18 protein-coding genes and 1 rRNA gene are annotated in these 24,324 nt (G+C 68.0%); 7 read left to right on the plus strand and 12 right to left on the minus strand.

Annotation, left to right across the window (positions count from 1 at the left end; translation table 11 throughout):
- Nucleotides 1-23: 23 nt before the first annotated feature.
- The 4 genes from rrf to B5X90_RS05145 all read left to right on the plus strand — a co-directional run bounded on the left by rrf (nucleotide 24) and on the right by B5X90_RS05145 (nucleotide 5,390).
- A 5S ribosomal RNA gene (gene rrf, locus B5X90_RS05130) occupies nucleotides 24-140 on the plus strand.
- 581 nt (nucleotides 141-721) lie between these two features.
- Complete coding sequence (locus tag B5X90_RS05135; protein WP_011776355.1) at nucleotides 722-1,009, plus strand: HU family DNA-binding protein; 288 nt, start codon at nucleotides 722-724, stop codon at nucleotides 1,007-1,009.
- 242 nt (nucleotides 1,010-1,251) lie between these two features.
- Complete coding sequence (locus tag B5X90_RS05140) at nucleotides 1,252-3,426, plus strand: cytochrome c oxidase assembly protein (protein ID WP_372702871.1); 2,175 nt, start codon at nucleotides 1,252-1,254, stop codon at nucleotides 3,424-3,426.
- A complete protein-coding gene (locus B5X90_RS05145) occupies nucleotides 3,423-5,390 on the plus strand; it encodes an NHL domain-containing thioredoxin family protein (RefSeq protein WP_079550583.1) in 1,968 nt (655 codons plus the stop codon). The genes B5X90_RS05140 and B5X90_RS05145 overlap by 4 nt, the downstream gene beginning before the upstream one ends.
- Before the next feature lie 108 nt (nucleotides 5,391-5,498).
- Here B5X90_RS05145 and B5X90_RS05150 read toward each other — a convergent pair whose 3' ends face one another.
- From B5X90_RS05150 to B5X90_RS05165, 4 genes are all read right to left on the minus strand, one after another.
- Entirely contained in the window at nucleotides 5,499-6,491 is a 993-nt protein-coding gene (locus B5X90_RS05150; protein ID WP_079550586.1) for a hypothetical protein, read from the minus strand.
- A 133-nt stretch (nucleotides 6,492-6,624) separates the two neighbouring features.
- Nucleotides 6,625-8,373, minus strand: coding sequence for a helicase HerA-like domain-containing protein (locus tag B5X90_RS05155; protein ID WP_079550588.1), 1,749 nt, complete (start codon nucleotides 8,371-8,373; stop codon nucleotides 6,625-6,627).
- Nucleotides 8,374-8,422: 49 nt separating this feature from the next.
- On the minus strand, nucleotides 8,423-9,124 hold the full coding sequence (locus B5X90_RS05160) for a type 1 glutamine amidotransferase domain-containing protein (protein WP_079550590.1): 702 nt from the start codon (nucleotides 9,122-9,124) through the stop codon (nucleotides 8,423-8,425).
- Between the two features lie 47 nt (nucleotides 9,125-9,171).
- Nucleotides 9,172-10,041 (minus strand): aldo/keto reductase, encoded by an 870-nt coding sequence (locus tag B5X90_RS05165; protein WP_079550592.1) that lies wholly within the window; start codon nucleotides 10,039-10,041, stop codon nucleotides 9,172-9,174.
- A 163-nt stretch (nucleotides 10,042-10,204) separates the two neighbouring features.
- Here B5X90_RS05165 and B5X90_RS05170 point away from each other — a divergent pair, with 163 nt between their 5' ends.
- Together B5X90_RS05170 and B5X90_RS05175 are read left to right on the plus strand one after the other, a co-directional pair.
- Nucleotides 10,205-10,507, plus strand: coding sequence for a hypothetical protein (locus B5X90_RS05170; protein WP_179129058.1), 303 nt, complete (start codon nucleotides 10,205-10,207; stop codon nucleotides 10,505-10,507).
- A gap of 133 nt (nucleotides 10,508-10,640) precedes the next feature.
- A complete protein-coding gene (locus tag B5X90_RS05175; RefSeq protein WP_079550594.1) occupies nucleotides 10,641-11,630 on the plus strand; it encodes an LLM class flavin-dependent oxidoreductase in 990 nt (329 codons plus the stop codon).
- Nucleotides 11,631-11,650: 20 nt separating this feature from the next.
- On the opposite strand, the gene galK is transcribed toward B5X90_RS05175, so the two are convergent.
- From galK to B5X90_RS05215, 8 genes are all read right to left on the minus strand, one after another.
- Nucleotides 11,651-12,859 (minus strand): galactokinase, encoded by a 1,209-nt coding sequence (gene galK, locus B5X90_RS05180; protein WP_079550596.1) that lies wholly within the window; start codon nucleotides 12,857-12,859, stop codon nucleotides 11,651-11,653.
- Complete coding sequence (gene galT, locus B5X90_RS05185) at nucleotides 12,856-14,037, minus strand: galactose-1-phosphate uridylyltransferase (protein WP_079550598.1); 1,182 nt, start codon at nucleotides 14,035-14,037, stop codon at nucleotides 12,856-12,858. Before galT ends, galK begins: the two co-directional genes overlap by 4 nt.
- A 1-nt stretch (nucleotide 14,038) precedes the next feature.
- Nucleotides 14,039-16,297 (minus strand): alpha-galactosidase, encoded by a 2,259-nt coding sequence (locus B5X90_RS05190; protein ID WP_079551148.1) that lies wholly within the window; start codon nucleotides 16,295-16,297, stop codon nucleotides 14,039-14,041.
- Between the two features lie 119 nt (nucleotides 16,298-16,416).
- Entirely contained in the window at nucleotides 16,417-17,235 is an 819-nt protein-coding gene (locus B5X90_RS05195; RefSeq protein WP_079550600.1) for a DeoR/GlpR family DNA-binding transcription regulator, read from the minus strand.
- Nucleotides 17,236-17,244: 9 nt separating this feature from the next.
- On the minus strand, nucleotides 17,245-19,368 hold the full coding sequence (locus tag B5X90_RS05200; protein ID WP_218670178.1) for a beta-galactosidase: 2,124 nt from the start codon (nucleotides 19,366-19,368) through the stop codon (nucleotides 17,245-17,247).
- Between the two features lie 2 nt (nucleotides 19,369-19,370).
- Nucleotides 19,371-20,339 carry a carbohydrate ABC transporter permease gene (locus tag B5X90_RS05205; protein WP_079550603.1) on the minus strand — a complete coding sequence of 323 codons (969 nt, stop codon included), beginning with the start codon at nucleotides 20,337-20,339 and terminating at the stop codon, nucleotides 19,371-19,373.
- Nucleotides 20,336-21,286 carry a carbohydrate ABC transporter permease gene (locus tag B5X90_RS05210; RefSeq protein ID WP_079550606.1) on the minus strand — a complete coding sequence of 317 codons (951 nt, stop codon included), beginning with the start codon at nucleotides 21,284-21,286 and terminating at the stop codon, nucleotides 20,336-20,338. Before B5X90_RS05210 ends, B5X90_RS05205 begins: the two co-directional genes overlap by 4 nt.
- A gap of 100 nt (nucleotides 21,287-21,386) precedes the next feature.
- Entirely contained in the window at nucleotides 21,387-22,703 is a 1,317-nt protein-coding gene (locus B5X90_RS05215) for an ABC transporter substrate-binding protein (protein WP_079550609.1), read from the minus strand.
- Nucleotides 22,704-22,942: 239 nt separating this feature from the next.
- Here B5X90_RS05215 and B5X90_RS05220 point away from each other — a divergent pair, with 239 nt between their 5' ends.
- Entirely contained in the window at nucleotides 22,943-24,274 is a 1,332-nt protein-coding gene (locus tag B5X90_RS05220; protein WP_079550611.1) for a hypothetical protein, read from the plus strand.
- Nucleotides 24,275-24,324 lie beyond the last annotated feature (50 nt).

The following is a 24,324-nucleotide window of genomic DNA, read 5'->3' on the forward strand; positions in this document are numbered from 1 at the left end:
CGGGTCCGTGGCGGAGCAAGGGTTACGGCGGTCATAGCGTGGGGGAAACGCCCGGTCCCATCCCGAACCCGGAAGCTAAGACCCACAGCGCCGATGGTACTGCACCCGGGAGGGTGTGGGAGAGTAGGTCACCGCCGGAACACCATTCACGGTCGAGGACCCCAACCACCAGGTTGGGGTCCTCCCGCATTTAACCCACCTTTAGGGCTGAGTGCCCGCCCGGAGCCCCCCGGCCGGCGCCCACGGCGGCCATCCCCCGGCCAGATGACCCCCAACCAGGCCCGGGGTCACGGTCTGCCAGAACAGCGCGGTCCCAGGGCCCGGCACGAGCGCCCCTCGTGCCCCGGGCAGCCGGTGGGGCATCCAAGTGGGCACCCAGGTCGGGTGCCGGCGTCGCCCCCGCCAGGGCTTCCCCTCACGGTCCGCCAGGACCTTGGGGCCGGTGCCGAACTGGCAGCGACCCGGCCGGCTACCCGGCGGCGCAAAGTCCGCCGGCGGGGACCGCGGCGGAACTCGGTGAAACGGCGCCGACGAGGGGGCGTCCGCTCTCGGCGCAATTTGACGGCGATCGGCGCCCGATTCCAGTGATTTTCCCCAAAAAAGGCCGAAAACACGCGGAATTTGCCACCTCTGAGGCGCCAAGCTGGTAAGTTTTCGAACAGTGGTTTGTACGCATGCCGTGTGCAGGCTCCAAAAATCGTGACCGTCCAGGAGGACATAAATGGCTAAGAACCGTAGTGAACTTGTTGCAGAGGTAGCAGGCAAGGCCGGCACCAGCCAGGCAGCAGTCAACTCCGTGCTCGACGCACTGTTCGAGGTCTTCGAGACCTCCGTCGCCGCGGGCGAAAAGATCACCATCCCGGGCTGGCTCGCCGTAGAGCGCACCGACCGTGCAGCTCGCACCGGCCGCAACCCGCAGACCGGCGAGACCATCCAGATTGCCGCTGGCCACAGCGTCAAGCTGACCGCCGGCTCCAAGCTGAAGGCTGCAGTCGCCAAGAAGAAGTAATCTTCTTCGCAGGCTTGAAAGGAGCGGCAACCCTTGGGTTGCCGCTCCTTTTGCGTCCCCCGCCAGTCCCCGGTCAGTCCCCGGCCAGTCGCCTGCCGGCCCCTAACCGGTCTTAAGCCAGCCGGTCTGCCGTCCCGACCATGTCGAGGCCCTTTGAAGGCCGGGCCGGCCGGGCGGATCCCAGAAGGCGCAGCCGCCGGGGCCGATTCGCTGAGCAAGGCGGCGTAGCGGACAATGGAGGTGTGCCTTCCGCAGTAAATCCCACGCCCACAACCGCAGCGCCCGTTCCCCCCGGGGACGCACGCGGCCCTGGCTCCGGTCCCGCCGGGATTGCCCGGCCTTGGCTGATCGCAGGCCTTGGCGCGTTGTTTATTGGCCTGGTAGCGGCACTTATCTTCTCCGGCGCGGCAGCCGCCCGTGAGGTCTCAGACCCCGGCGCGCTGGTGCGCTGGGGGCTTCCGGTGAGCAAAGCGACCCACAACGTCGCCGTCGCCACAGTGATCGGCGGCCTTATCTTCGCCGTCGGCATCCTGCCGCGGAACAGGAGCGGCTCCCGGTCCAAGGAGCAGGACGCCCCGGAACATCCGGCCTTCACCCGGGCGCTGGCCGTGGCAGCGGCCGCCGGCGCCGTCTGGACGCTGTCCGCGATCACCGTGCTGGTCCTGGGCTACGCGGACATTGCGGGGCAGGGCATCTCCGGGGATCCGGAATTCACCCGTTCCCTCGTGTACTTCATGACGGACATCGAAACCGGACGCGCGTGGCTGGCTGTCGTAATCATCGCCGCCGTCGTTACCACCGCCCTGTTCGGAGTGCGCTCCCGCGGCGGCCTGGCACTGACGCTGGTCCTTTCCCTGATCGGTCTGGTTCCCGCTGCCCTGATCGGACACTCCTCCAGCTCCAGCGACCACGAGGGAGCCATCAACTCGCTCGGCCTGCACCTGGTCGGCGTATCGGCCTGGGTGGGCGGCATCATCATGCTCGCAGTCCTCTCCGGCGTCCTGGAAGGGACGGGCGCCCGCGGGCGCACCTCAGGGGCAGCCCCGGGGACAGCAGACATCACCGAGCCAACCCTGCGCCGGTTCTCATCCCTGGCCGGTTTTGCCTTCGCCCTGGTCTTCGCCTCAGGCGTGATCAACGCCAGCATCCGGCTCACCACATGGGCAGACCTCTTCGGCTCGGCCTACGGGCAACTGATCCTCGCGAAGACGGCAGCGGTCCTGGTGTTGGGCGGCATCGGGCTCATGCACCGCCGCTGGGTCATCCCGCAGCTCGGCAACCGCGCCATGGGCAGGTCCGCGCGCCGGGTGCTGTGGCAGTTGGTGATCGTGGAGCTGCTCATCATGGGAGCGACGTCCGGGATCGCGGTCGCGCTGGGGCGTTCCGCCCCGCCACAGCCCACCACTTTCGCCCCCGACGCTTCGCCGGCCTTCATCCTCTCCGGCTACGAGCTGCCGCCGGAACTGACCCCGGAGCGATGGCTCACGGAGTGGCGGCTCGACTGGCTCTGGATCGCCGTCGTCGTATTTGGCCTGGTGTCCTACCTCCTCGGCGTACGAAGGGTGCTGAAGCGGGGCGACTCGTGGCCCTGGTTCCGGACGGTCAACTGGGTGATCGGACTCGTGGTCCTCACCTACGTGACCTCGGGGCCGCCGTCGGTCTATGGCCGGGTGCTGTTTTCGGCGCACATGGTGGACCACATGGCCCTGACCATGGTGGCCCCCATCTTCCTGGTCCTCGGCGCCCCCGTGACGCTGGCACTGCGGGCGCTGCCCTCCCGGCGCGACAGCTCCCGCGGCCCGCGCGAGTGGCTCATGATCTTCATCCACTCCAAGTTCTCGCAACTGGTGACCCACCCGCTGTTCGCGGCCGCCAACTTCGCCGGCTCGATCGTGCTTTTCTACTACTCGGACGCCTTCGGCTACGCGATGCGGGACCACGTGGGCCACGAACTCATGAACCTGCACTTCGCCCTCACCGGCTACATCTTCGTGCTCACCATGATCGGCACCGATCCGTTGCCGCGCCGCGCACCGTACCCCATGCGGCTGCTGCTCCTGTTGGCCACCATGGGCTTCCACGCGTTCTTCGGCGTCGCCATCATGGGCGGCACCGGGCTGCTGGCCGCCGACTACTTCGGCAACCTGGGGCGGACCTGGGGCCCCGCGGCCCTGCTGGACCAGCAGATGGGCGGTGCCGTGGCGTGGGGGATCGGCGAAGTGCCAACCCTGCTGGTAGCGATCGGTGTCGCCGTAATGTGGTCCCGCTCCGACGCGCGCGAGTCCAAACGCACCGACCGGGCGGCGGACAGGAATAACGACGCCGATCTCACCGCTTACAACGATATGTTTGCCAAGCTGGCCGAGCGCGACGCCCGGCTTGCCGAACGCAATTCAAAGCTGGAAGGACGCTCATGACCGAATCCGTACGCACCCACCTCCGGGTCCGGGCCTCCGAACTGGTGGGCCGCAACTGGCTGAACACCGGTGGCAAGTCCCTGGACCTTGAATCCCTGCGCGGCAAGATCGTGCTGCTGGACTTCTGGACGTTCTGCTGCATCAACTGCCTGCACGTCCTGGACGAACTCCGCCCGCTCGAGCAGCAGTACTCGGATGTCCTCGTGACGGTCGGCGTGCATTCGCCCAAATTCGAGCACGAGGCCGATCCCGTGGCGCTGGCGGCCGCCGTCGAACGCTACGAGATCCGCCACCCTGTCCTCGACGACCCCGAGCTGGACACCTGGAAGGCCTATACGGCCCGGGCCTGGCCGACCCTGGTGGTCATCGATCCCGAGGGCTACATCGTGGCGCACCTCTCCGGCGAGGGCCACGCGGACGGCCTCGCCGTGCTGATCCCCGAGCTGATCGCCGAACACGAAGCCAGAGGCACCCTGCACCGGGGCGACGGCCCCTATGTGGCGCCGGAACCGACGTCGGGCACGCTGCGCTTCCCGGGCAAGGCGCTGTTCCTGCCCGCCGGCCGCGGCGTCGAGGGCGTCGAAGGCGCCGGCTACGGCTCGTGGCTGGTGACCGACACCGGCCACCACCGGCTGGTGGAACTCTCCACCGACTTTGAGACCGTGCTGGCCACGTATGGCTCCGGTGAAAAGGGCCACGCCGACGGCAACGCCGCCACCGCCCTGTTCAACGAACCCCAGGGCCTGGTGCTGCTGCCCGAGGACGTCGCAGCCGGCGCCGGCTACGACGTCGTCATTGCCGACTCAGTGAATCACCGGCTCCGCGGGCTGTCCCTCGCGGACGGCACCGTCCGGACGCTGGCCGGCAACGGTGTACAGCGGCTGCTGGAAACCGGCCCGGCCCGCGTGGACGAGGAAGGCGCCGCCTACGGTACCCGGCTCGAGGCGGACCCACTCGCGGTGTCCCTGAGCTCGCCGTGGGACGTCGTCTGGTCCACCAAGCTCAACGCCGTGGTGGTCGCGATGGCCGGAGTGCACCAGATCTTCAGTTTCGACCCGGGCTCCGGCGCCGTAAAGATCATCGCCGGCAACGGCCTCGAAGGGCTCCTGGACGGCCCCGCCGCTGAAGCCTGGTTCGCCCAGTCTTCCGGCCTTGCCGAAGACGCGGACGGCAACATCTGGGTGGCTGACTCCGAGACCTCCGCCCTGCGCAAGCTCGTCATTGACGACGCCGGCAGCATCACCGTCGAGTCGGCGGTGGGCAAGGGCCTGTTCGACTTCGGCTTCCGCGACGGCCCCGCCGCGGAGGCGCGGCTGCAGCACCCGCTCGGCGTCACGGTGCTCCCTGACGGTTCGGTGGCCATCGCGGACACGTACAACGGCGCAGTCCGCCGCTACGACCCCGCAACGGGCACGGTCTCCACGCTGGCCCGCGGACTGTCCGAGCCCTCGGACGTGATTGTGGACCACACCCAGGTCGCCGGATCCGAGCCGTTGCTGGTGGTGGTCGAGGCCAACAAGCACCAGCTCGTGTACGTGCCCATCCCGAAGGAAGCGCAGCAGGTGGACGAGGGCGCGGCGCAGACCCACCGGCCCAAGAGCCCTGTGGCGCCCGGGCCGCTCGAACTGGCGGTCCGCTTCACGGCGCCCACCGGTCAGAAACTGGACGACCGCTGGGGCGATCCCACCCAGTTGAAGATCTCGTCCACACCCCCCGAACTGCTGGTCTCCGGCGGCGGGACGTCCGTGGGGCTCCTGCGCACACTGGAGCTCTCCTCCGAGGTCCCCGAGGGCGTCCTGCACATCACCGCCCGCGCGGCGGCGTGTGACGGGCCCGAAGACGCCGACGGCGAGATCCCGGACCATGCGGCCTGCCACCTCTACCAGCAGGACTGGGGAATCCCCGTGCTCCTGCAGGCCGACGGCGACACCGAGCTGGTCCTGGACCTGCGCGGAATGGACTGAGCCGCTGCGCCAAGGCTGATCAGAAGGCTGCTGTCCGTGACCCTGCGTCACGGCCAGCAGCCTTTTGGCTTTCGTCGGGCCCTCCGGCCGCGGAAGTCCGGGCGGGTGCTAGTAGTCCAGCTGCGGCGTGAGTTTGACGGTGTCGCCGTCGATGTCCAGCCGGGTCGTGAAGCTGAAATCGTGGACGGAGTCGATGTCGGACACGGCGCCCGTGAACAGATCCTGTTGGCGGGCCTTGATCCGGGCCTTGCCGTCGAGGGGAGCGACCACCCAGCGGCCGCCGAACGGCTCGATGCTGACGCTCGGGTAGTCCGTGATGCTCCAGTCGATGGTTCCGTCCATCACGCGGTTGTTGGTGGCGTGGTAGAACGGGCAGTTGGGCTGCAGCTTCTGCTGCTTGTCGGCCTCGTCCGCGCAGGAGTCCAGGAACTCCTTGACCTTGCCGCTCACGGCTTCCTTCAGGGCGCCTGTGGCCTCGGTCAGCAGGTTCAGCGAGGCCGGGGGCGCGTCGGCGGCCGACACGGTGGCGCGGGTGGCCGGGGCGGAGAAGTACTGGCCGTTCAGGGTCGCCTCGTACTCGCCCGGGTAGAAGACAGCGAAGGAGTTGCGGCCGTTGGGCATGTTCACCGGCACCCCGTTGAGGGTGGCCTCGCTGGAGTTGACCACGGTGACGTCCAGGACGGGCAGCTCAGAGGGGACGAAAGACCATTTGTGGAAGAACAGCCACTCGGTGCCGGAGCGCTCCAACAGGAACTCGGTCCGCAGCTTGTTGCCGTCGACGGTGTACTCCATGGGCACCATAACCTGATTGGCACCGCGCTCTTCCGCGGCGCCTAGCTTGACCTCGGAGATCCGTGCCGCCGCGGTCTGCAGGGCCGTGCCGTCGAGCATTGCCGGGTTGCTTTGTGGCACGGAGGCGCGCAAGAGGCCCAGCGCCTTTTCGCCATCGCCCTTTTGCAGGGCACTCAAATATTCGCGGACTGGCTGCTGGGGCCCGGCTATGGAGGCGTTCACCAGGTTGATCGACACGATGGCCCCGGCGACGGCAAGCATCAGTCCCAGCAGCCACACTGCTGCGATTTTGACCAACGCCTGACTCATCTGCACCATTCTTACGTTACCTGTACCCCACAGGAATCCCGGTGTCACAGTCCGCATCTGTGACGCGGAGCATGACTGAAGGCCGCCCGGCCAGCGGCCGGGAAGGTTCGGTTGGATGCCGCCGCGGTGATCCCTAGCGGCGGCGGCGTTTGGAGGAAGTGCCGAAGACGCCGCGGAGCAGTTCCCTGCCAAGCTGGGTCCCCAGCGAGCGGGCCATGCTCTGGAGGCCGCCGCCCAGGGCCCCGGCGAGTTCGCCGCCGATGCCCCCGCCACCGCCGGCTGGCGGCTGCGCCGGCCGGGGGGCCCGCCGCCCGGCCACGTTGTCATCGTCGGGCATCCTGGGCGCCGGCGCGGGGCGGCTGCTGGGGCGGCCAAGGATTTCCTCCTCGATCCGTCGGGCTTCGGCGTCGATGGCGCGGGGGTCCCAACCGCCGCCCTGGGCGGAGTCCCGGCTGCCGCCGTCCCGGGCGCCGCCGTGGTGTGCGGTCCCGGCCGCCGGTCCGGTGGGGGCAGCGCCTGTGTGGTCACCGCTTTCGGCGGCGATCTTCTCGTACGCCGAGATGTTGTCGATGGCGGTGCCGTACTTGGGCAGCAGGGCGGAGGCGGCTACGGTGCCGGAGATCAGCTCGTCGGTGCTGGGACCCATCACGGACTCCGGGGCGCGGAGCCGGGTCAGCGCCACCGGGGTCGGCGCGCCCTTCTCATTCAGGACTGTGATGACGGCCTCGCCGATGCCGGCGGTCGTGAGGGTCTCCTCGAGGTCGTAGTCGCTGGTCGGGAAGGTGGAGACGGTGGCCCTGAGGGCCTTGGCGTCTTCCGGGGTATAGGCGCGGAGGGCGTGCTGCACGCGGTTTGCCAGCTGGCCAAGGACGTCGGCGGGGACGTCCTTGGGGGTCTGCGTCACGAAGAAAATTCCGACACCTTTGGACCTGATGAGCCGGACGGTGGTGGTGATCGCATCAAGGAAGGCTTTCGAGGCGCCGTTGAACAACAGGTGGGCCTCATCGAGGAAGAAGACGAGCTTGGGCTTGTCGAGGTCCCCGGCCTCGGGCAGGTCCTCGAAGAGGTCGGCCAGCAGCCACATGAGAAAGGTCGAGAAGAGCATGGGCTTGGTCTGCAGCGTCGGAAGTTCCAGGCAGCTCACCACACCGCGGCCGTCCGGCGCGGTACGCAGCAGTTCGGCGGTGTCGAACTCGGGTTCGCCGAAGAACTTCTCCATACCCTGAGCCTCGAGCGTGATCAGTTCGCGCAGGATTACGCCGGCGGTTGCCTTGGAGAGGCCGCCGAGTTCCTCAAGTTCGTCCTTGCCCTCGGCCGAGGTCAGGAATTGGATCACGGCCCGCAGGTCCTTGAGGTCGATCAGCTCCAGGTCTTTCTTGTCCGCGAAATGGAAGACGAGCTGCAGGCTGGATTCCTGGGTCTCGTTCAGGTCCATGATCCGGGAGAGCAGGATTGGGCCGAAGGAGGTGATGGTGGCGCGGACCGGTATGCCCTTGCCGTCGCCGCCGAGGGCCAGGAACTCCACCGGAAAAGTCTTGCCGGACCAGGCCTGGCCGATGCTCTCAGTGCGGGCCAGGAGTTTTTCGCTGCCGGTGGCGGCGGTGGCCAGGCCGGAGAGGTCGCCCTTGATGTCGGCCAGGAACACGGGCACACCGGCGGTGGAAAGCTGTTCGGCCATCATGTGCAGCGTGACGGTCTTGCCCGTGCCCGTCGCCCCGGCCACGAGGCCGTGCCGGTTCATCATCGCGAGCGGCAGCCGGACGGAGGCTTCCTTGTGGAGTTCGCCGTCGACGATCGCCGCGCCGAGCTCGATCGTCGGGCCGTCCAGGGTGTAGCCCTGGACGATCGTGGCGACTTTGTCTGCAGTGGATTTGATGGCCATGCGGTTAGCTTAGCCGGGTCCGGGGTTCCCGGACCCGGCTAGGAGTGGCTTATTCGGCGAGGGCCTTGAGGACCTCCTTGGCCACGTCCTCGCTGGACTGCGGGTTCTGCCCGGTGATGAGGTTTCCGTCCCGCACAACATGCGACGTCCAGGCCGCGCCGTTGTCCACTACCGCGCCCCTCTCCGTCAGGACGTCCTCCACGAACCACGGTGTATTGGGTCCCGTGCCGCCGCCCAGCTCCTCCTCATTGGTGAAGACGGTGAGGCGGCGTCCGGCGAAGGTGAACGCGCCGTCGTCGTCCGTGGCGCTCAGCAGCCCGGCCGGGCCGTGGCAGAACGGCGCGATGATCTTGGCAGCGGCGTTGGCGCCGGAGAGGATCCTGCCGAGGTCCGCGTCTTTGTACAGGTCGGCCATGGGCCCGTGGCCGCCCGGCATGACGACGGCGTCATAGTCGGAGACGTCGACGCCGCCCAGCACCAGCGGGGCGGAGAGCTCGGCGTCGATCGACTCGAGATAGTTCCGGAAACCGTCGGCACGGTCCTGGCCGCCCGCGGACTCAGCCGCGAGGCTGACCTCGTCCACAGTGGGTTTCCGGCCGCCGGGGGTGGCGATGTGCACGGTGTGACCCGCGTCTAGGAGAGTCTGGTGGGAGACGACGAGTTCCTCGGCCCAGTAGCCGGTGGGGTGTTCGGTGCCGTCGCGCATGGTGAGGGAATTTGCGGCCGAGACGACCATCAGGATGTTAGCCATGGTGTTGTTCCTGTTCTGCCGGCAGGGCCGGCGGGTGGTGGGAGGGTTTAGCGTGCCGCTTGGAGTTCGGCGAAGGTGGCATCGTCAACGACGACACCGGCCGCGGCAAGGTTTTCTTCCAGATGCTTGATGGAACCGGTGCCGGGGATGGGCATCATGACGGGGGAGCGGCGCAGCAACCAGGCCAGCGCGACCTGGGAGGTGGTGGCGCCCAGCCGCTTGGCGGCCGCGTCCAGCGGCCCGCCGGGCCGGGCAAGCTCGCCCGCGGCGATCGGCGCCCACGGGATGAAGCCGATGCCGTTCTCCTCGGCGTACTCGAGGACGTCCTCGGAGCTGCGGTCGGTGAGGTTGAACCGGTTTTGCACGGTGGAGACCGTGAAGTACTTCCCGGCTTCCTCCAGCTCCTCCACGCTGACCTGGGACAGGCCGAGCGCTTTGACCTTGCCTTCCTTTTGCAGATCGCGAAGCACGGTGAACTGCTCCTCGCGGTCCACTTTGGGGTCGATCCGGTGCAGCTGCAGGAGGTCCAGGGCATCGACCTTGAGCTTGCGCAGGCTCAGTTCCGTCTGCTGGCGCAGGTATTCGGGCCGGCCGACAGGAATCCAGGCGTTAGGTCCGGTCCGGGTGAATCCGACCTTCGTGGCGATCTTGACCCCGTCCCCGTAGGGGTGCAGCGCCTCGGCGAGGATTTCCTCGCTGATGTTGGGGCCGTACGAGTCGGCGGTGTCGATGAAGTCGACGCCAAGCTCCACGGCGCGGCGTACGACGGCGACTGCGGCGGCGCGGTCGGCCGGCTCGCCCCAGACGCCGTCGCCGACGATGCGCATGGCGCCAAAGCCCAGCCGGTGGACTGTCGCCAGGTCCTTCAGGGCGATCGTGGCGGATGATTCCTGGTGCTGTGAATTGTTGGGGCTCATAGGGAAGGGAACATCCTCAGCCTGCTGACTATTCCACGGGCGCCCGCGCGGACGGTCCCCGCTCGGCCGCTGCGGTGCCCCGCGCAGCGGCCGTCCAGTCCGTTACCAACCCCTGCGGCAACTGCGCCACAGGGTCGTTGCGGGCCTGCTCCTACATCTACGGGTGGGCGAAAGCGTCCGACGATGCCAAGAACCGCGGCGTCGCCGGCCCGCAGTCCTGACCGCCTATTTCAAGAAGATTGGCGCCCGGGTGGGCCTGTACTCCACGGGTTACCAGTGGGCGCAGATCGCCGGAACCGTGAAGTCGACCAGCCCGCTGGCTGGACTGCCGAGCTGGCTGGCTGGTGCCGCCTCGGCGTCCCGCGCCAAGTCAAACTGCGCCTTGACCGGACTCACGCCGCGCAGCCGCGTCTCCGTGACGCAGTACATCTCCGGCGGCCTGGACTACAACTACTCCTGCATCTGAGCCGCCCGCAGAAATATCCCGGGGGCCGCCGTCGTTGACCCCAGTGTGCCCGCGCCGGAAACCCGGTGCCGCCCAGGACCGCAGTCCAAACTCCGGCCCGCACACTGTTCCGCTACGAAAGGCCGGCTTTTCCGTGACTGTTCCGCTTTCCATTCTTGATCTCGCTACCATCGGCCCGGGCCAGACGGCGGCGGAAAGCTTCGCCGGCAGCGTGGCCATGGCGCAGCTCGCCGAGGACCGGGGTTACCGGCGGATCTGGTACGCCGAGCACCACAACATGTCCGCGATCGCATCGTCCGCCACGAGTGTGCTGATCGCCCACGTCGCGGCCCACACCTCCAGCATCCGGCTCGGCGCCGGCGGCGTGATGCTGCCCAACCACTCGCCGCTGACCATCGCGGAACAGTTCGGCACGCTGGAGACCCTGCACCCGGGCAGGATCGACCTCGGCCTGGGCCGGGCGCCGGGCAGCGACCAGAACACCATGCGCGCCCTGCGCCGCGATCCGATGTCGGCAGACAGCTTCCCGCAGGACGTCCTGGAGCTCCAGGGCTACCTCAGCGGCCCCACCCGCATCCAGGGCGTGGAGGCCACCCCGGGCAAGGGCACCAACGTGCCGCTGTACATCCTGGGTTCCTCCCTGTTCGGCGCCAGGCTGGCCGCCCAGCTGGGCCTGCCCTATGCGTTCGCCTCGCACTTCGCGCCCAACGCGCTGCAGGACGCGGTGGCGGTCTACCGCCGCGAATTCCGGCCCTCCGCGCAGCTCGAGGCCCCGCACGTGATCGCCGGAGTCAATGTCATCGCCGCCGACTCCGCCGCTGAGGCGCAGGCGATGCTCCAGGCCACCAAGCGGGCCAGGGTCTCCTTGTTCTTCGGCAATGGCCGCGTGTTCAGCGACGACGAAGCGGACATGATCCTGGACTCCCCCCAGGGCCAGCATATGGCGCAGATGATGAAGTACTCCGCGGTGGGCACCCCCGAGGCCGTCCTGGCGTACCTCGAGGAGTTCACGGAGCACGCCGACGCCGACGAACTGATCGTGGCGCACCAGAGCACCGGGACCGAACCCCGGCTCCGTTCCGTGGAACTTCTGGCCGACGCCGCCCGCCTCGTGCGGGCGTAACGACCCGGGGCCCTTCCGGGCTACAGTTCCCGGCGGGCGCCCTCGGACGCGGTGACGGGGAAGATGTGCGGGGCCGCGTACCCGGCCCGGGCGAAGTCGCGGGCAACGCCCGCGGCCACCGTTGCGGCGCCGTCGGTGTGGACCAAAGCGATGGCGGCGCCCCCGAAACCGCCGCCGGTCATGCGCGCACCGATGGCGCCCAATCCCTGCGCGCTGGCCACGGCCAGGTCGAGCTCAGGGGTGGAGATCTCGAAGTCGTCGCGCATGGACACGTGCGATTCGTTGAGGAACGGCCCGATCGCGGCGGCGCCGGAGGTCCGCAGCGCCGTCACGGTGTCGAGCACCCGCTGGTTCTCCGTGATGATGTGGCGGACCCGCCGGTAGGTCTGTCCGTCGAGCTGTGCTGCGGCGCGGGGCAGATCGGCTGGGCCCAACGCCCGCAGGCTGCCGACGCCCAGGCGGCGGGCGCCGTCCTCGCAGGAACGACGGCGGCTGGCGTAGCCGCCGTCGGCATGGGAATGGCTGGTGCGGGTGTCCATCACGAGCAGCCCCACCCCGGCGCCGGCGAAGCCGAGCGCAACACTCTCGGTCATCAGGCTTTGGCAATCGAGCAGGATGCCATGATCGGACTCGCCCAGGAGCGAGGCCGACTGGTCCATGATGCCCGTGGGCGCGCCGACCACCCGGTTCTCGGCCAGCTGGCCGATCCTTGCCAGCTCCGGCCTGCCCAGCCCCACATCCCAGAGATCGTTCAGGGCCAGGGCCACCGCGCATTCGATTGCGGCGGAGGAGGACAGCCCGGCGCCGGCCGGAACATCCGAGGTCAGCGCCAGGTCCAGGCCGGACATCCGCGGCGGGACACCGGAACCGGCTGCTGAACCGGACGCGACGCCGGAACCGGCGCCGCTGGCTGCCGCCCGGGCCATGGCCCAGGCCACGCCGAGGGGGTATGCGGCCCAGCCGGTGAGGCTATCCGGGTCCAGGCGATCGAGGCTTACCTCTATGACGCCGGGGAAAGAGCTGCTGGTGACCCGGAGCAGACGGTCTGCGCGGACGCGGGCCGCCACCGTGGTGCGCTTGTCGATCGCGATCGGAAACGCGAAGCCCTCGTTGTAATCCGTGTGCTCACCGATCAGGTTGACCCGCCCGGGCGCCGACCACAAGCCGTCCGGCGCGCCCCCAAACTCACTGGAAAAGAACCCACTTTCCCGTTCAAGGACCTCGTTCATGGCCGGGCTGCTTCCTGTTCTGTTGCGGGGAGTTCTGTGCGTAATGGCTCGAGCCCTGTCATACGCGGTGATGGCGATGCTTCTTCCATGGCGTCGCGGAGCCGGGCGGCGGCCGTTTCCGGCGGGATGTCCGCGATGAATGCCCCCATCGCGGCTTCCGACCCTGCCAAGTACTTGAGCTTGTCCTCCTCCCGCCGGGGCGAGGTCAGTTGCAGCATGAGCCGGATGTCGTCCCGGTGGGCGTGGACGGGAGCCTGGTGCCACGCCGAAATGTACGGAGTGGGGCTGTCGTACAGGGCATCGACGCCACGCAGGAGCCGGCGGTACAACACGGAGAACTCATCACGTTCCTCGTCCGTCGTGCCGGCGAGGTCCGGGACGTGCCGGTGCGGGAGGATGTGCACCTCCAGCGGCCAGCGCGCGGCAAACGGGACAAACGCCGTCCAGTGCTCGCCCTGGAGCAGCACCCGTTCGGATTTCTGCTCGAAGCTGAGGATGTCCTCGAACAGCGAGCCGCCGTAACTTTCGATCGTGCGGACCAGCTGGGCCGTGCGCGGCGTGATGTACGGGTAGGCGTAGATCTGTCCGTGCGGGTGGTGCAGGGTCACGCCGATCGCTTCGCCGCGGTTCTCGAACGGAAAAACCTGTTCGACGCCGGGCAGCGCGGACAGCGCGGCCGTCCGGTCCGCCCAGGCTTCCACCACCGTGCGCATCCGGGACAGGGGCAGGCCGGCCAGGGAGCCGGTGTGTTCCGGGGAGAAGCACACCACTTCGCACCGGCCCACGGACTGCCGGCTGCGGCCCAGCCCCACCCGGGCGAGGTCATCCAGGCCTTCCGGCGCGGCGTCCCCCGCCACGTCCGGGCCGAAGGAGGGGGACTTGTTTTCGAAGACGGCGACGTCGTAGAGGCTCGGAATCTCCGAGGGATTCTCCGGCGACGCCGGGGCCAGCGGGTCCAGGTGCGAGGGCGGCAGGACCACCCGGTTCTGCCGGGCGGCCGCGATCGAGATCCACTCTCCGGTCAGGACGTCCTGGCGCATGGTGGCCGTGGGCGGCCGGACCGCCGGCGCGCGGAGATCCTCGCCCCGGTGCGGGGGCAGGACGGTATCGGCATCATCGAAGTAGATGATGTCCCGGCCGTCGGAGAGCTTGTAGGAGCGTTTCGTAACCTGGCCCATGCTAGGGGTTCCTCACGGGGTGTGCGCTGGTTGCGGCTGGATCGGCGGCCGAAGCGGCCGCGGGGGCGCGGCGGACAGCCAGGAGCAGCCCATGTTCCGGGTTCAGGACCGGCATGGGGAGCCCGGATTCGGCCAGGAAGCGTCCCGACGCCTCGACGCCGCCCGCAAGCCACGCCGGCGGCGCCGCCTGCAGGAAGGCCCGCCGGTCCTCGGCCGCGGGGTAGACCGCATCCACCCGGTACGCGGTGTCCGGGAGCAGCCCCGGCAGGCAGACCCTCCCCGGGACCTCGGCGAACGACGTCGCCACGGACACCAGGGCGTAGAGGGCTTCGCCGCCGTCGTGGGACACGACGCCGTGCAGCCGGAGGGCCGGATCGGGCTCGTCGGCCCGCACCATGCGCCCGCTGTGCAGGAGCGGCCGGTACTGCTTGAACAGTGCGATGGCTCGGGCAAGCTCGGTACGATCGGCATCGGCGAGGCGCCGGACATCCCATTCGAGGCCGAAGTGGCCGAACATCGCGGTGATCGCCCGGAACGAGAGATCGTGCGTTCGCGCCGTGGTGTGGCTCGTGGTGGGGCCAATGTGCGATCCGACAAGCTCCGGCGGCACCACCACGCCGGTCCAGCGCTGGATGGTCTGCCGTTCCAGGGCATCGTTGCAGTCCGAGGCCCAGATCCGGTCGGTGCGCTCCAGGATGCCGAGATCCACGCGGGCCCCGCCGGAGGAGCAACTTTCAATCTCGACGCCAGGGTGGGCCTTGCGGAGCTCGTCCAGGAGCCGGTAGACGGCCTGAGTCTGGGCGTACACGGACGGGCGGCCGGCGTGGCCCATCTCGGCCAGGTCCCGGTTCTGGTCCCATTTGAGGTAACTGATCCGGTTTTCGCTCAACAGGGCATCGAGCCTGTCGAAGATGTATCGCCAAGCCGCCGGATTGACTAGGTCAAGGACCTGCTGGTGCCGCCACCGTTCCGGCAGCCGGCCGGCCGGGCCGCCGTCGTCGGGCGGGTTGCCCCCGGCGCGCCGCGGAGCCGGGCCGGCGATCCAGTCCGGGTGGGCGCGGGCCAGGTCCGAGTCTTCGTTGACCATTTCGGGTTCGACCCAGAGCCCGAATTCCATACCGTGGCCGGTAACGGCGTCGACCAGCGGTGTCAGGCCCTCGGGCCAGAGGTCCTCGTCGACGTACCAGTCGCCGAGGCCGGCGTGATCGTTGCGGCGGCCGCGGAACCAGCCGTCGTCGAGGACGAAGCGTTCCACGCCGAGCCCGGCGGCCGCTTCGGCGAGTTCGAGCATGGGCTCGAGGCGGTGGTCGAAGTAGACGGCCTCCCAGACGTTGAGCACCACGGGACGGGCCTTGCCGGACCGCACGCCGGGGTGGTTGGGGCGCCCGCGGAACCAGCTGTAGAACGCATCGCTGATGCCGTCAAGGCCCGCGGCGGAATAGGCAGCGTACAGCCACGGGGTCTCGTAGCTGGCGTTCGCGGCCACGCTGATCTCGCCGGCGCCAAGCAGTTCCGAGGCGCCGAGGACGGTCCGGCCGTCCGCGGCGGCGTCAACGAAGCTCTCGTGGTTGCCGCTCCAGCCCAGATGCACGGCCCACACCTGCCCGTGGCGGTTCCCGAATCCGGGGGTGCCGGCCGCCAACAGGAGCGAGGCGTCGTGGCCGGTCCGGCCGTGCCGGCCCGAGCGGACCCACGTGCCTTGGCGCAGCGGCAGGCGCTGGGGGTGGGACTCCCGGCACCAGCGCCCGGTCAGATCCAGGATTTCTGTGGCGGCGCGGCCCACGGGAAGCACAGCGGCGAGTTCGTCGAGGCTGTACGGGCCGGTGCCGTCGTTGTCGAGCCGATGCCGGAGCTGGAGCAGGCCGCCGTCGTTGATCCTGATCTCCGTGCGGACGCTGACACCGGCCTCGGGGTCGGCCTGGGTGATGACGGCCGAGCAGTCCGCCCCGCGGGAGCGCTCGCCACTGGACCGCTCAGCACCGGACCGTTCAACACTGACAACACGCAGCCGGGCCGAGAACGCCTGGCCGTTCCGGTGGCCGCGGAGGCCGGGCCGCCCGCGCCAGCCGGAGGACGCCTGAGGGATCACGCCCAGCGTCACCGGGACGTCGAGGGCAGAGTGCGGTACGGCCCCGCCCAGCAGCGAAAGATCCGGCAGGACCGGACCGAGGTCGGCGCCGAAGTGCAGCATGGCGGCCTCGCCCGTGCTGAAGTCGATCAGCAGGGAGGTTCCGGAGCGGCGCAGGTACAACGGCTCCAGATCCGAGGACAACAGCGGCGGGACGCCCACGGGGGAGCGGGTCTCGGCGGCAAGGGTGAGGTCCGGGTGGTTCACGGCAGCTCCAGACGTAGTGGTTTGGGTGGGCGGGGGCCGAGCGGTCAGCCTGTGGCTGCTGCGGGGCTGGCTGCGCTGATGCTCCGGGCGTCGCCGGTATGGGCCAGGCGGAGCCTGCCGACGCGCTCGCCGAGGATGCGCCGGGCCTCGCTGCCCAGAAGGTCATCGCTGATGAGTTCGTCGGCGTCCTCCAGGCCGGCGATCGTGCTGATGCCGAGGGTGCCCCACTTAGTGTGGTCCGCCAGCACCACCACCCGCCGGGCCGCGGTGACGAAGGCCCGGTCGGTTTCGGCCTCGAGCACGTTGGGGGTGGTGAAGCCTGCGTCGGCGTCGACGCCGTGGACGCCGAGGAACAATACGTCCAGGTGCAGCTGTTTGAGCGAGGAAGTGGCCAGCGGCCCGACGAGGGCGTCCGAGGGTGTGCGCTCGCCGCCGGTCAGGATCACGGTGGACGGGGAGGCGCTCTGGTGGAAGACGTCGGCGATCCGCACCGAATTGGTGACCACGGTGATCCGCGGGCCGGCGGACAGCAGCTGGGCCAGCGCCCACGTGGTGGTGCCGGCGCTGAGCCCCACCGCCATGCCCTCGCGCACCTGTGCGGCCGCCTCCTGCGCAATCGCCATCTTCTCGTCCTTGAGCTGGGTCACCTTCAGCTCGAAGCCTGGCTCGTGGGTGCCGGCGCCGCCGGGCAACTTGGCCCCGCCGTGGATCTTCTCCACGGCGCCCGCCGCGTCGAGGGCCTCGATGTCCCGCCGCACGGTCATCAGCGAGACGCCGAGCATCTTGGCGAGGTCCGCGACGCGGACGATCCGCTCACGCTGGACCTCCGCGAGGATGGCGGAATGGCGGGCTGCGGCTAGCATGTGGAGTCCTTACAGGTTTGAGAGGTTTGAGAGGTTTGAGAGGCCGGCGGAGGTGCCGACCAATCGGGCGGCAGCCGAACGGACGACGGCGACACCGCCGGCCGCGAGGCCGAGCCCGCCGCCGTCGAGTTCGGCGCCGGTGAGCAGGTCCACGCCTTCCAGCGGCAGCCGGACGTCGTGGGCCCCATGGTTGATGCAGAACGTCCAGTCCGTCCCGTCCTTGCTGCGCCGGACTACTTCGACATCCTTCGGCAGCCCGGGGACGAGCGGCTCCACCCTGGCATCGGCGCAGACGACGGCGAGCAGTTCGCCCAGACCCTCCGGCGCGAGTGACGTGGCGACATAGTAGGAGCGGCCGCTTCCGGAACGGTTACGGGTCACGGCGGGAGAACCGGCGGCCGGTCCCTCCTCCACGGCCGCCAGAACCTCGGCGGTGGTGGCATGCCCCAATTCATTCCAGCAGGTACCCGCCCCGAAACTGCTGAGCCGGATGCTTTCGCCGCCGCGCAGCGGGAAAAACTCTTCCATCTTTACGCCCAGCAGTCCGCTGAACGCGCCGGGGTAGCTGCCAAGCCTGATGTGGTCATTTTCGTCCACGATACCGGAGAAATAGGTCACCACGAGGTGGCCGCCGGAGCGCACATACGCGTCCAGATTCGCGGCCCCGGCATCGCTCACGAGGTACTGCATCGGCGCGACGACGAGCCGGTAGCCGGAAAGGTCATCGGTGCCCTGGCGGAAGTCGGTGGGGATGCCGGCCCGGTAGAAGGCATCGTGCCAGCGCCGGGTTTCGGCGATGTTGGAGGCGTCCACGCTCGGGTGCGAGTCCAGTTCCGAGGCCCAGCGGGCGTCAGTGTCATGGAGGATCGCGACGTCTACCCGGCCGGACGCGCCCGTAACCACCGAGCCGCTTACTTCGGCCAGGCTCCGCAGCGCCTGGCCCAGCTGCACCACTTCGCGCCAAACCTTGGTGTCCGTCCCGGCGTGCGGAAGCAGCCCGGAATGGAACTTCTCGGCGCCGGCCCGCGAGGCCCGCCACTGGAAGAAGAGCGCGCCGTCGGCGCCGCGGGCAACGTGCTGCAGGGAATTGCGCAGCATCTCGCCGGGCGCTTTGGCGATGTTGCGCGGCTGCCAGTTCACGGCAGAGGTCGAATGCTCCATGAGCAGCCACGGTTTGCCCTTGGCCCAGCCGCGGGTGAGGTCTGCGGTTGCCGCCAGTTCCTGGAAGTTCCGCGGGTCCTCGGCAATCAGGTAGTGGTCGTTGGAGACCACATCCATCTCCTCGGACCAGCGCCAGTAGTCCACGGGCTGGTGCAGGCCCATATTGAACCCCATGAAGTTGGTGGTCACGGGATGTCCCGAGTGCGTGCGGATGATCGCGGCCTCGGCCTTGTAGCATTCGAGCAGCTCATCGGAGGAGTAGCGGGCGAAGTCCAGCTGCTGGGTCGGGTTCACCCAGGTCCCGGAGGTGCGCGGCGGCAGGATCTCATCCCAGGCCGAGTAGCGCTGGGACCAGAAGGCGGTGCCCCACGCGGCATTGAGGGCCTCCAGGCTGCCGTACCGGCGTTCGAGCCAGCGCCGGAAACCCGCGGCGGCACCGTCAGAGAAATCAGGCTGGTTGTGGCAGCCGTACTCGTTGTGGACATGCCACATCACGACGGCGGGATGGTCCTTGTACCGGGTGGCGATCTGCTCGGTCAGGGCCGCGGCGGCCCGGCGGTAGTCGGCACTCGACGCCGCGAAGGCCTGCCGGGAACCGTAGCTGTGCCGCACGCCGTCGGCCGTCACGGGCAGGGACTCGGGGTACTTGTGGCTGAACCAGGGCGGCGGCGACGCCGTGGCGTTCGCCAGGTCCACCCGGATGCCGTTGGCGTGCAGCAGGTCCAGGACCCGGTCCAGCCAGCCGAACTCGTAGACGCCCTCGGACGGCTCAAGCAGGGACCAGCTGAAGATGCCCACGCTGACCAGGTTGACGCCGGCCTCGCGCATCAGCCGGACATCCTCGTCCCAGGTCTCCTCGGGCCACTGCTCCGGGTTGTAGTCTCCGCCAAATGCCAGCATTGGGGAGCCTTCGGAGCCGAGGCGGGCGGTGATGTAGTCCATAGCGTTGTTGTGGTTGGAGCTGTTGTCCACGTTTATCCTTTGCTGGAGCCGAGGGTCAGGCCCGCCACGAAGTGGCGCTGCAGGAGCAGGTAGATGATCAGGGCCGGAACGGCGGTGATCATGGCGCCGGCGGCGATCAGATTGTAGTTGGAGAGGAACTGGCCCTGGAGGTTGTTGATCGCGGTGGTGACCGGAAGCCGGTCCCCGCTTTGGATGAAGAGCAGGGGCCAGAAGAAGTCGTTGTAAATGAAGATCACCTCGAGCGTGCCCATGGCGGCCAGGGCCGGGCGGCACAGCGGCAGGATGATGTCCCAGTACTGGCGCCAGACGCCGGCACCGTCAACCAGGGCCGCCTCGGTCAGCTCAGGGGACAGGGCCTTCATGTAGTTCGAAAGGACGAACGTCACGAAGCCGATCTGGAAGGCGGTGTCCACCGCGATCACGCTGATGTAGGTGTTGAGCAGGTTCCCGGAATCGCTGACGGCGTAGGGCAGCTCGAAGTGCTTGAACATTTCAAAGAGCGGCGCCGCGAGCACCTGGGGTGGCAGCAGGTTTCCGGCGGTGAACATGATCAGCAGGGTGATGTTGAACTTCCAGCTCACCCGGCTCACGGCGAACGCCATCATGGAGGCGAAGAAGAGGATCAGGAACACCGAGGGGACCGTGATGAGCACGGAGTTCCAGAACAGCTGGGAAAAGCCGCCCTGCGTCCAGGCCTGGGCGAAGTTGTCGAAGTTGAAGGCGCCGCCGGTGCTGAAGTAGCCGTATTTGTCGGTGTCAGCTTTGGGCCGCAGGGCAGTGAAAATGGCCCAGGCCAGGGGTACGAGCCAGATCGCCGCCATGACGATGAGGAAGACGTGGGTGCCGTAGTGCTTCTTGCCCTGCTTGTTGTTGGCCGGGCGGCCGGGGCGGGGTCCGGTCCTGCCTGGGCCGGAGCTGCGCTGCCGGGCGGCTGCCGGGCTGCCGGCCGCGGCGGCATCGGTTGGATGGGCGATGCTCATGCCTCTTTGTCCTTTCCGAACGCGCGGGAGAGGTAAAACGTGATGGGGATCAGCGAGATGACGAGCAGGATGACGGCCAGCGCCGAGCCGATGCCGATCACCTGCCCTTCACCGACCAGGTTCTGGATGACCAGGGCGCTGATCAGTTCCAGACCGTTGGTGCCGCGGTTGATCACGTAAACGATGTCGAACGCCCGGAGGGATTCGATGACGGTGATGACAATGATGATGACGTTCACCGGGCGCATGGCCGGGAAGACCACCCGGAAGAAGGTCTGGACCGCGTTGGCGCCGTCGATCTGGGCCGCCTCGCGCAGCGTCGGATCGACGCCCTTGAGCCCGGCCAGGTACAGGATCATGACGTAGCCGGCATGCCGCCAGGTGGCGGCGAAGAGGGCTGCCCAGATGTTGACGCTCGAATCCCCGAACCAGTCGACGGCCTGGGGCGTGCCGGCGGTGCCAAGCAGGAAGTTCAGGAGGCCGCTGTCCCGGTTGTAGAACAGCTGCCAGATGATCCCGATCAGGGCCAGGGAGAGCATGACCGGGGCGAAGAAAATGCTTTGGTAGATCCGCGTGCCGCGGATGTTCTGGTCCAGGAGCACGGCCAGGAGCAGCCCCAGCGGGGTGGCGACGAGTGCCAGGAACGCCAGCCACAGCACGTTGTGCTGCATGGCCGGCCAAAACGGCGGGTAATCCTGGGCGATGAACTGGTAGTTCTCGACGCCGGCGGGCTTGATGTCGGTCAGCTCCAGCCCGTTCCAGCGGGCAAAGGACAGTCCGACCGACATGAGGGTGGGGATCCAGACCAGTACGAGCTGGATCAGCGTGGGGACGCCCACCATCAAGCCGAGCACCACTTTGTCGCGGCCGGACAGCCGCCGAACCCGCCGCGCGGGGGCTGCGGCTGCTTTGCGCCCCCGCGCCGACGGGTTGGTAGAGACACTCATGGAGATTCCTTGCCTTGTGAAATGCAGAGTGAAATGCAGAGAGAAATGCAGAGGAAAGGGCCGTGCTGACCGCGCGGTCACCCGCGCGGGCAGACAGGCGCTACTGGGCGGCGTACAGGGACTTGGCCTGGGCTTCCAGGTTCTTCACATCGACGTTGCCGTCCTTGATGAACGACTGAAGCGCCGGGATCATCACGTTGTTGGCCATGGCGGGCAGGGCATCGCGGTCGAAGAACTGGCTGATGTTCTTGGCACCGCTGATGGCCTCGGCCAGCTTCTTGTTCAGCGGAGTGAACTTGGAGGTATCGGCGCCCTTGGCCGTGGCGATGTTGGACGAGTCGACCGAGGCGTACACATCCTGTCCTTCCGGGGTGCCGACGTAGGCCAGGAAGTCCCGGGCGGCCTGGTTCTGGCCGCCCTTCTTGGAGAGCAACAGGCCGTCGATGGGTGCCTCGATGGTGTCCTGGCCTTCCACCGCGACCTCGGGGAACGGGAAGAAGTCGATGTCGTCGGCGATTGCCTTGTCCGTGTACTGCTGGGTGAGGAAGGAGCCGAGCAGGTACATGCCGGATTTCTTGTCCGCGAGGGACTTCGCCGAGTCCTGCCAGGTCATGCCCAGGGCGTTCGGGTTCTGGAATGGGAGCAGGGCCTTCCAGGTGTCGAAGACGTCGCTGACTTTCTTCTGGTCCCAGCTTTCCCGGTGCGCGGTGAGGTCCATGTGGAACTGGTAGCCGTTCAGACGCATGTTCAGGTAGTCGAACGTGCCCATGGCGGGCCAGCCGTCCTTGTCCGCGAATTCAATCGGGATCAGGCCGTCGGCCTTCATCTTGGTGGCAAGGGCCTTCAGCTCATCGAACGTCGTGGGGACGGTGTACCCCTTTTCCGTCCAGAGGCTCTTGCGGTAGAAGAAGCCCCAGGGGTAGTTGTAGTTCGGAATCAGGTACATCTTGCCGTCGGCGCCGGTCGAGGCCTTTTTGAGGGCATCGGAGTAGTTTCCGCCGACCTTTTCCCAGACGTCATCGATCGGGGCGAGCAGCCCCTTGCCGGCGTAGTACTGCATGCGGTAGCCGGCGAACCAGGTGAACGAATCGTCGGGGCTGCCCTGGAGGTAGGTGTTGATCTTGTTCTGGAAGTCGTTGTGCGCCACCACGTTGGTGGTGACCGCGATGCCGGACTTCTTCTGGAACGCGTCGGTCACCGCCTTGTAGGCAGCCTTGGGGACCTCGTCGGAGGACCCGGAACCGAACGTGGCCGTCTTGGCGCCGCCGCTGGCAGGTGCGCTGCCGCCCGTGCAGGCCGAGAGCAGTGGGATGCCGGCCATCGCGACTGCTCCGGCGCCGAAGGTCTTCAGCAGCGTCCTCCTGTCCCACCCGCCTTGGCTGGAGGCCCGGAGCAGTGCGTCTTCATGCATGGTCATAATTTCTCCTTTGAAATAACGCGGGTGGAGTGAAGCAGCTCACATCATTAGCTATCATAATCGCACAATAAGGAACGTCAAGTAGCAAAAAAGAACAATTCGGTGCGCGTGGCCGGACTCGTCCGTTGACTTAGGGCGGGGCCGCTCTTAGCGTTAAGCCCCTCAGGGTGCCGATGTGGTCCGCCGGTTGGCGGTGGCGCCCGGAACCGCGGATACATGGCGAAAACCCAGGTGCACCCATGAAGATCAAGTCCACAGCCGCCGCCACGCTGCTCGTCCTGCTGTTCCTGGGAGGATTGCTTGGCGGACCGTCGGCGTCCGCGCCGGCGTCGTCCGAGGGTGCCACGTATTACGTGAGCGCGGACGGCAGCGACGCCAACGACGGGACGTCGCCGCAATCGGCCTGGGCGTCGCTCGACAAGGTCAATGCCACTGCTTTGCGGCCCGGGGACTCGGTCAGCTTTCGCCGCGGAGACATCTTCTCCGGCGGCCTTGTGGTCGGCCAGAGCGGCACCAGCCGGCTCAAGGTCACGCTGAATGCCTATGGAAGCGGCGATCCGCCCGTCGTTACCGGCGGACTGGCCGGAACGTGCGTCAGGCTCGACGGCGACTACATCGCCGTGGATGGCCTGCGGGCGGAGTCGTGCGGCTATGCGGGCTTTAGCATCTACGGCGACCACGGTTCCGTGCGGAACTCCGCCGCCAGGAACAATGCTGCGGGCATCAAGGTGAGCGAGGGCTCCGACTTCGGCACCTATACCAACAACACCCTTGCCGACAACAACATCATGAACGTCAATACGCCGGGGGAGCTGTGCGGCACCGCCACGTCCCTGAAGTGCGATGACGACTCGGGCGCCTTTGGCTTCCTGATCAACGGCAGCGACAACGAGTTCACCGGCAACACCGTCACCGGCTCCACCGCGGTGTCCTACGACTTTGGCCACGACGGCAGCGCGTTCGAAATATTCAACGGCAACCGGAACAGAATCCACCACAACGTGGCCGTCGATAACAACGTCTTCTCCGAACTGGGGCGCGGGAAGGGCGGAACTGCCGACGGCAACACGTACAGCTACAACCTCGTCCGGTCCACCTGCGGCCCCAACTGCTCCCAGGCCATGGGGCTGATCGCGCGCGGCAGGACGTCCTCCTTCGGCCCGACCGACGGCACCACGTTCGAATACAACACCGTGTGGCTGGACGGCCCGGACTCCCAGGCTCTGGTCTGCCACGCGTCGTGCCCGGCCTCCACCGTCGTCAGGGGAAACATCCTGGTGGCCGCCCGCAACGCGTTGTGGATGGACGGCGCCGGCTGGACCGAGCGGGAAAACGTCCTCAACGGCCCCACGAACATCATTCCCAATGCCACCTCCACCACCGAACCGGCCAACTTTGTCAACGCACCCGCCGACCTCCACCTCTCCGGCGCGAGCCCGGCCATTGACCGGGCCGGGGTCAGCCCCTTCCCCCTGGATCTGGACGGGCGGCCGGCCAACCAGAAGGGCGACTGCCAGGGCGGCGGCGCGGCCGATGCGGGGACCTACGAATACAGGCCAGCCGGCTGCTGACACGCAACGGCAGGGCGGCCCGGCGGATGTTACATAGTTGCAACTGCCGG

This window comes from Arthrobacter sp. 49Tsu3.1M3 (assembly GCF_900168135.1).
In the GTDB taxonomy this organism is placed as follows: Bacteria; Actinomycetota; Actinomycetes; order Actinomycetales; family Micrococcaceae; genus Arthrobacter.

What these genes read in the sequence shown, in the direction of transcription:
- B5X90_RS05135 (WP_011776355.1), top strand. Translation starts at nt 722, where the DNA reads ATGGCTAAGAACCGTAGTGAACTTGTTGCAGAGGTAGCAGGCAAGGCC.
- B5X90_RS05145 (WP_079550583.1), top strand. Translation starts at nt 3,423, where the DNA reads ATGACCGAATCCGTACGCACCCACCTCCGGGTCCGGGCCTCCGAACTG.
- B5X90_RS05150 (WP_079550586.1), bottom strand. Translation starts at nt 6,491, where the DNA reads ATGAGTCAGGCGTTGGTCAAAATCGCAGCAGTGTGGCTGCTGGGACTG.
- B5X90_RS05155 (WP_079550588.1), bottom strand. Translation starts at nt 8,373, where the DNA reads ATGGCCATCAAATCCACTGCAGACAAAGTCGCCACGATCGTCCAGGGC.
- B5X90_RS05160 (WP_079550590.1), bottom strand. Translation starts at nt 9,124, where the DNA reads ATGGCTAACATCCTGATGGTCGTCTCGGCCGCAAATTCCCTCACCATG.
- B5X90_RS05165 (WP_079550592.1), bottom strand. Translation starts at nt 10,041, where the DNA reads ATGAGCCCCAACAATTCACAGCACCAGGAATCATCCGCCACGATCGCC.
- galK (WP_079550596.1), bottom strand. Translation starts at nt 12,859, where the DNA reads ATGAACGAGGTCCTTGAACGGGAAAGTGGGTTCTTTTCCAGTGAGTTT.
- galT (WP_079550598.1), bottom strand. Translation starts at nt 14,037, where the DNA reads ATGGGCCAGGTTACGAAACGCTCCTACAAGCTCTCCGACGGCCGGGAC.
- B5X90_RS05195 (WP_079550600.1), bottom strand. Translation starts at nt 17,235, where the DNA reads ATGCTAGCCGCAGCCCGCCATTCCGCCATCCTCGCGGAGGTCCAGCGT.
- B5X90_RS05205 (WP_079550603.1), bottom strand. Translation starts at nt 20,339, where the DNA reads ATGAGCATCGCCCATCCAACCGATGCCGCCGCGGCCGGCAGCCCGGCA.
- B5X90_RS05210 (WP_079550606.1), bottom strand. Translation starts at nt 21,286, where the DNA reads ATGAGTGTCTCTACCAACCCGTCGGCGCGGGGGCGCAAAGCAGCCGCA.
- B5X90_RS05215 (WP_079550609.1), bottom strand. Translation starts at nt 22,703, where the DNA reads ATGACCATGCATGAAGACGCACTGCTCCGGGCCTCCAGCCAAGGCGGG.
- B5X90_RS05220 (WP_079550611.1), top strand. Translation starts at nt 22,943, where the DNA reads ATGAAGATCAAGTCCACAGCCGCCGCCACGCTGCTCGTCCTGCTGTTC.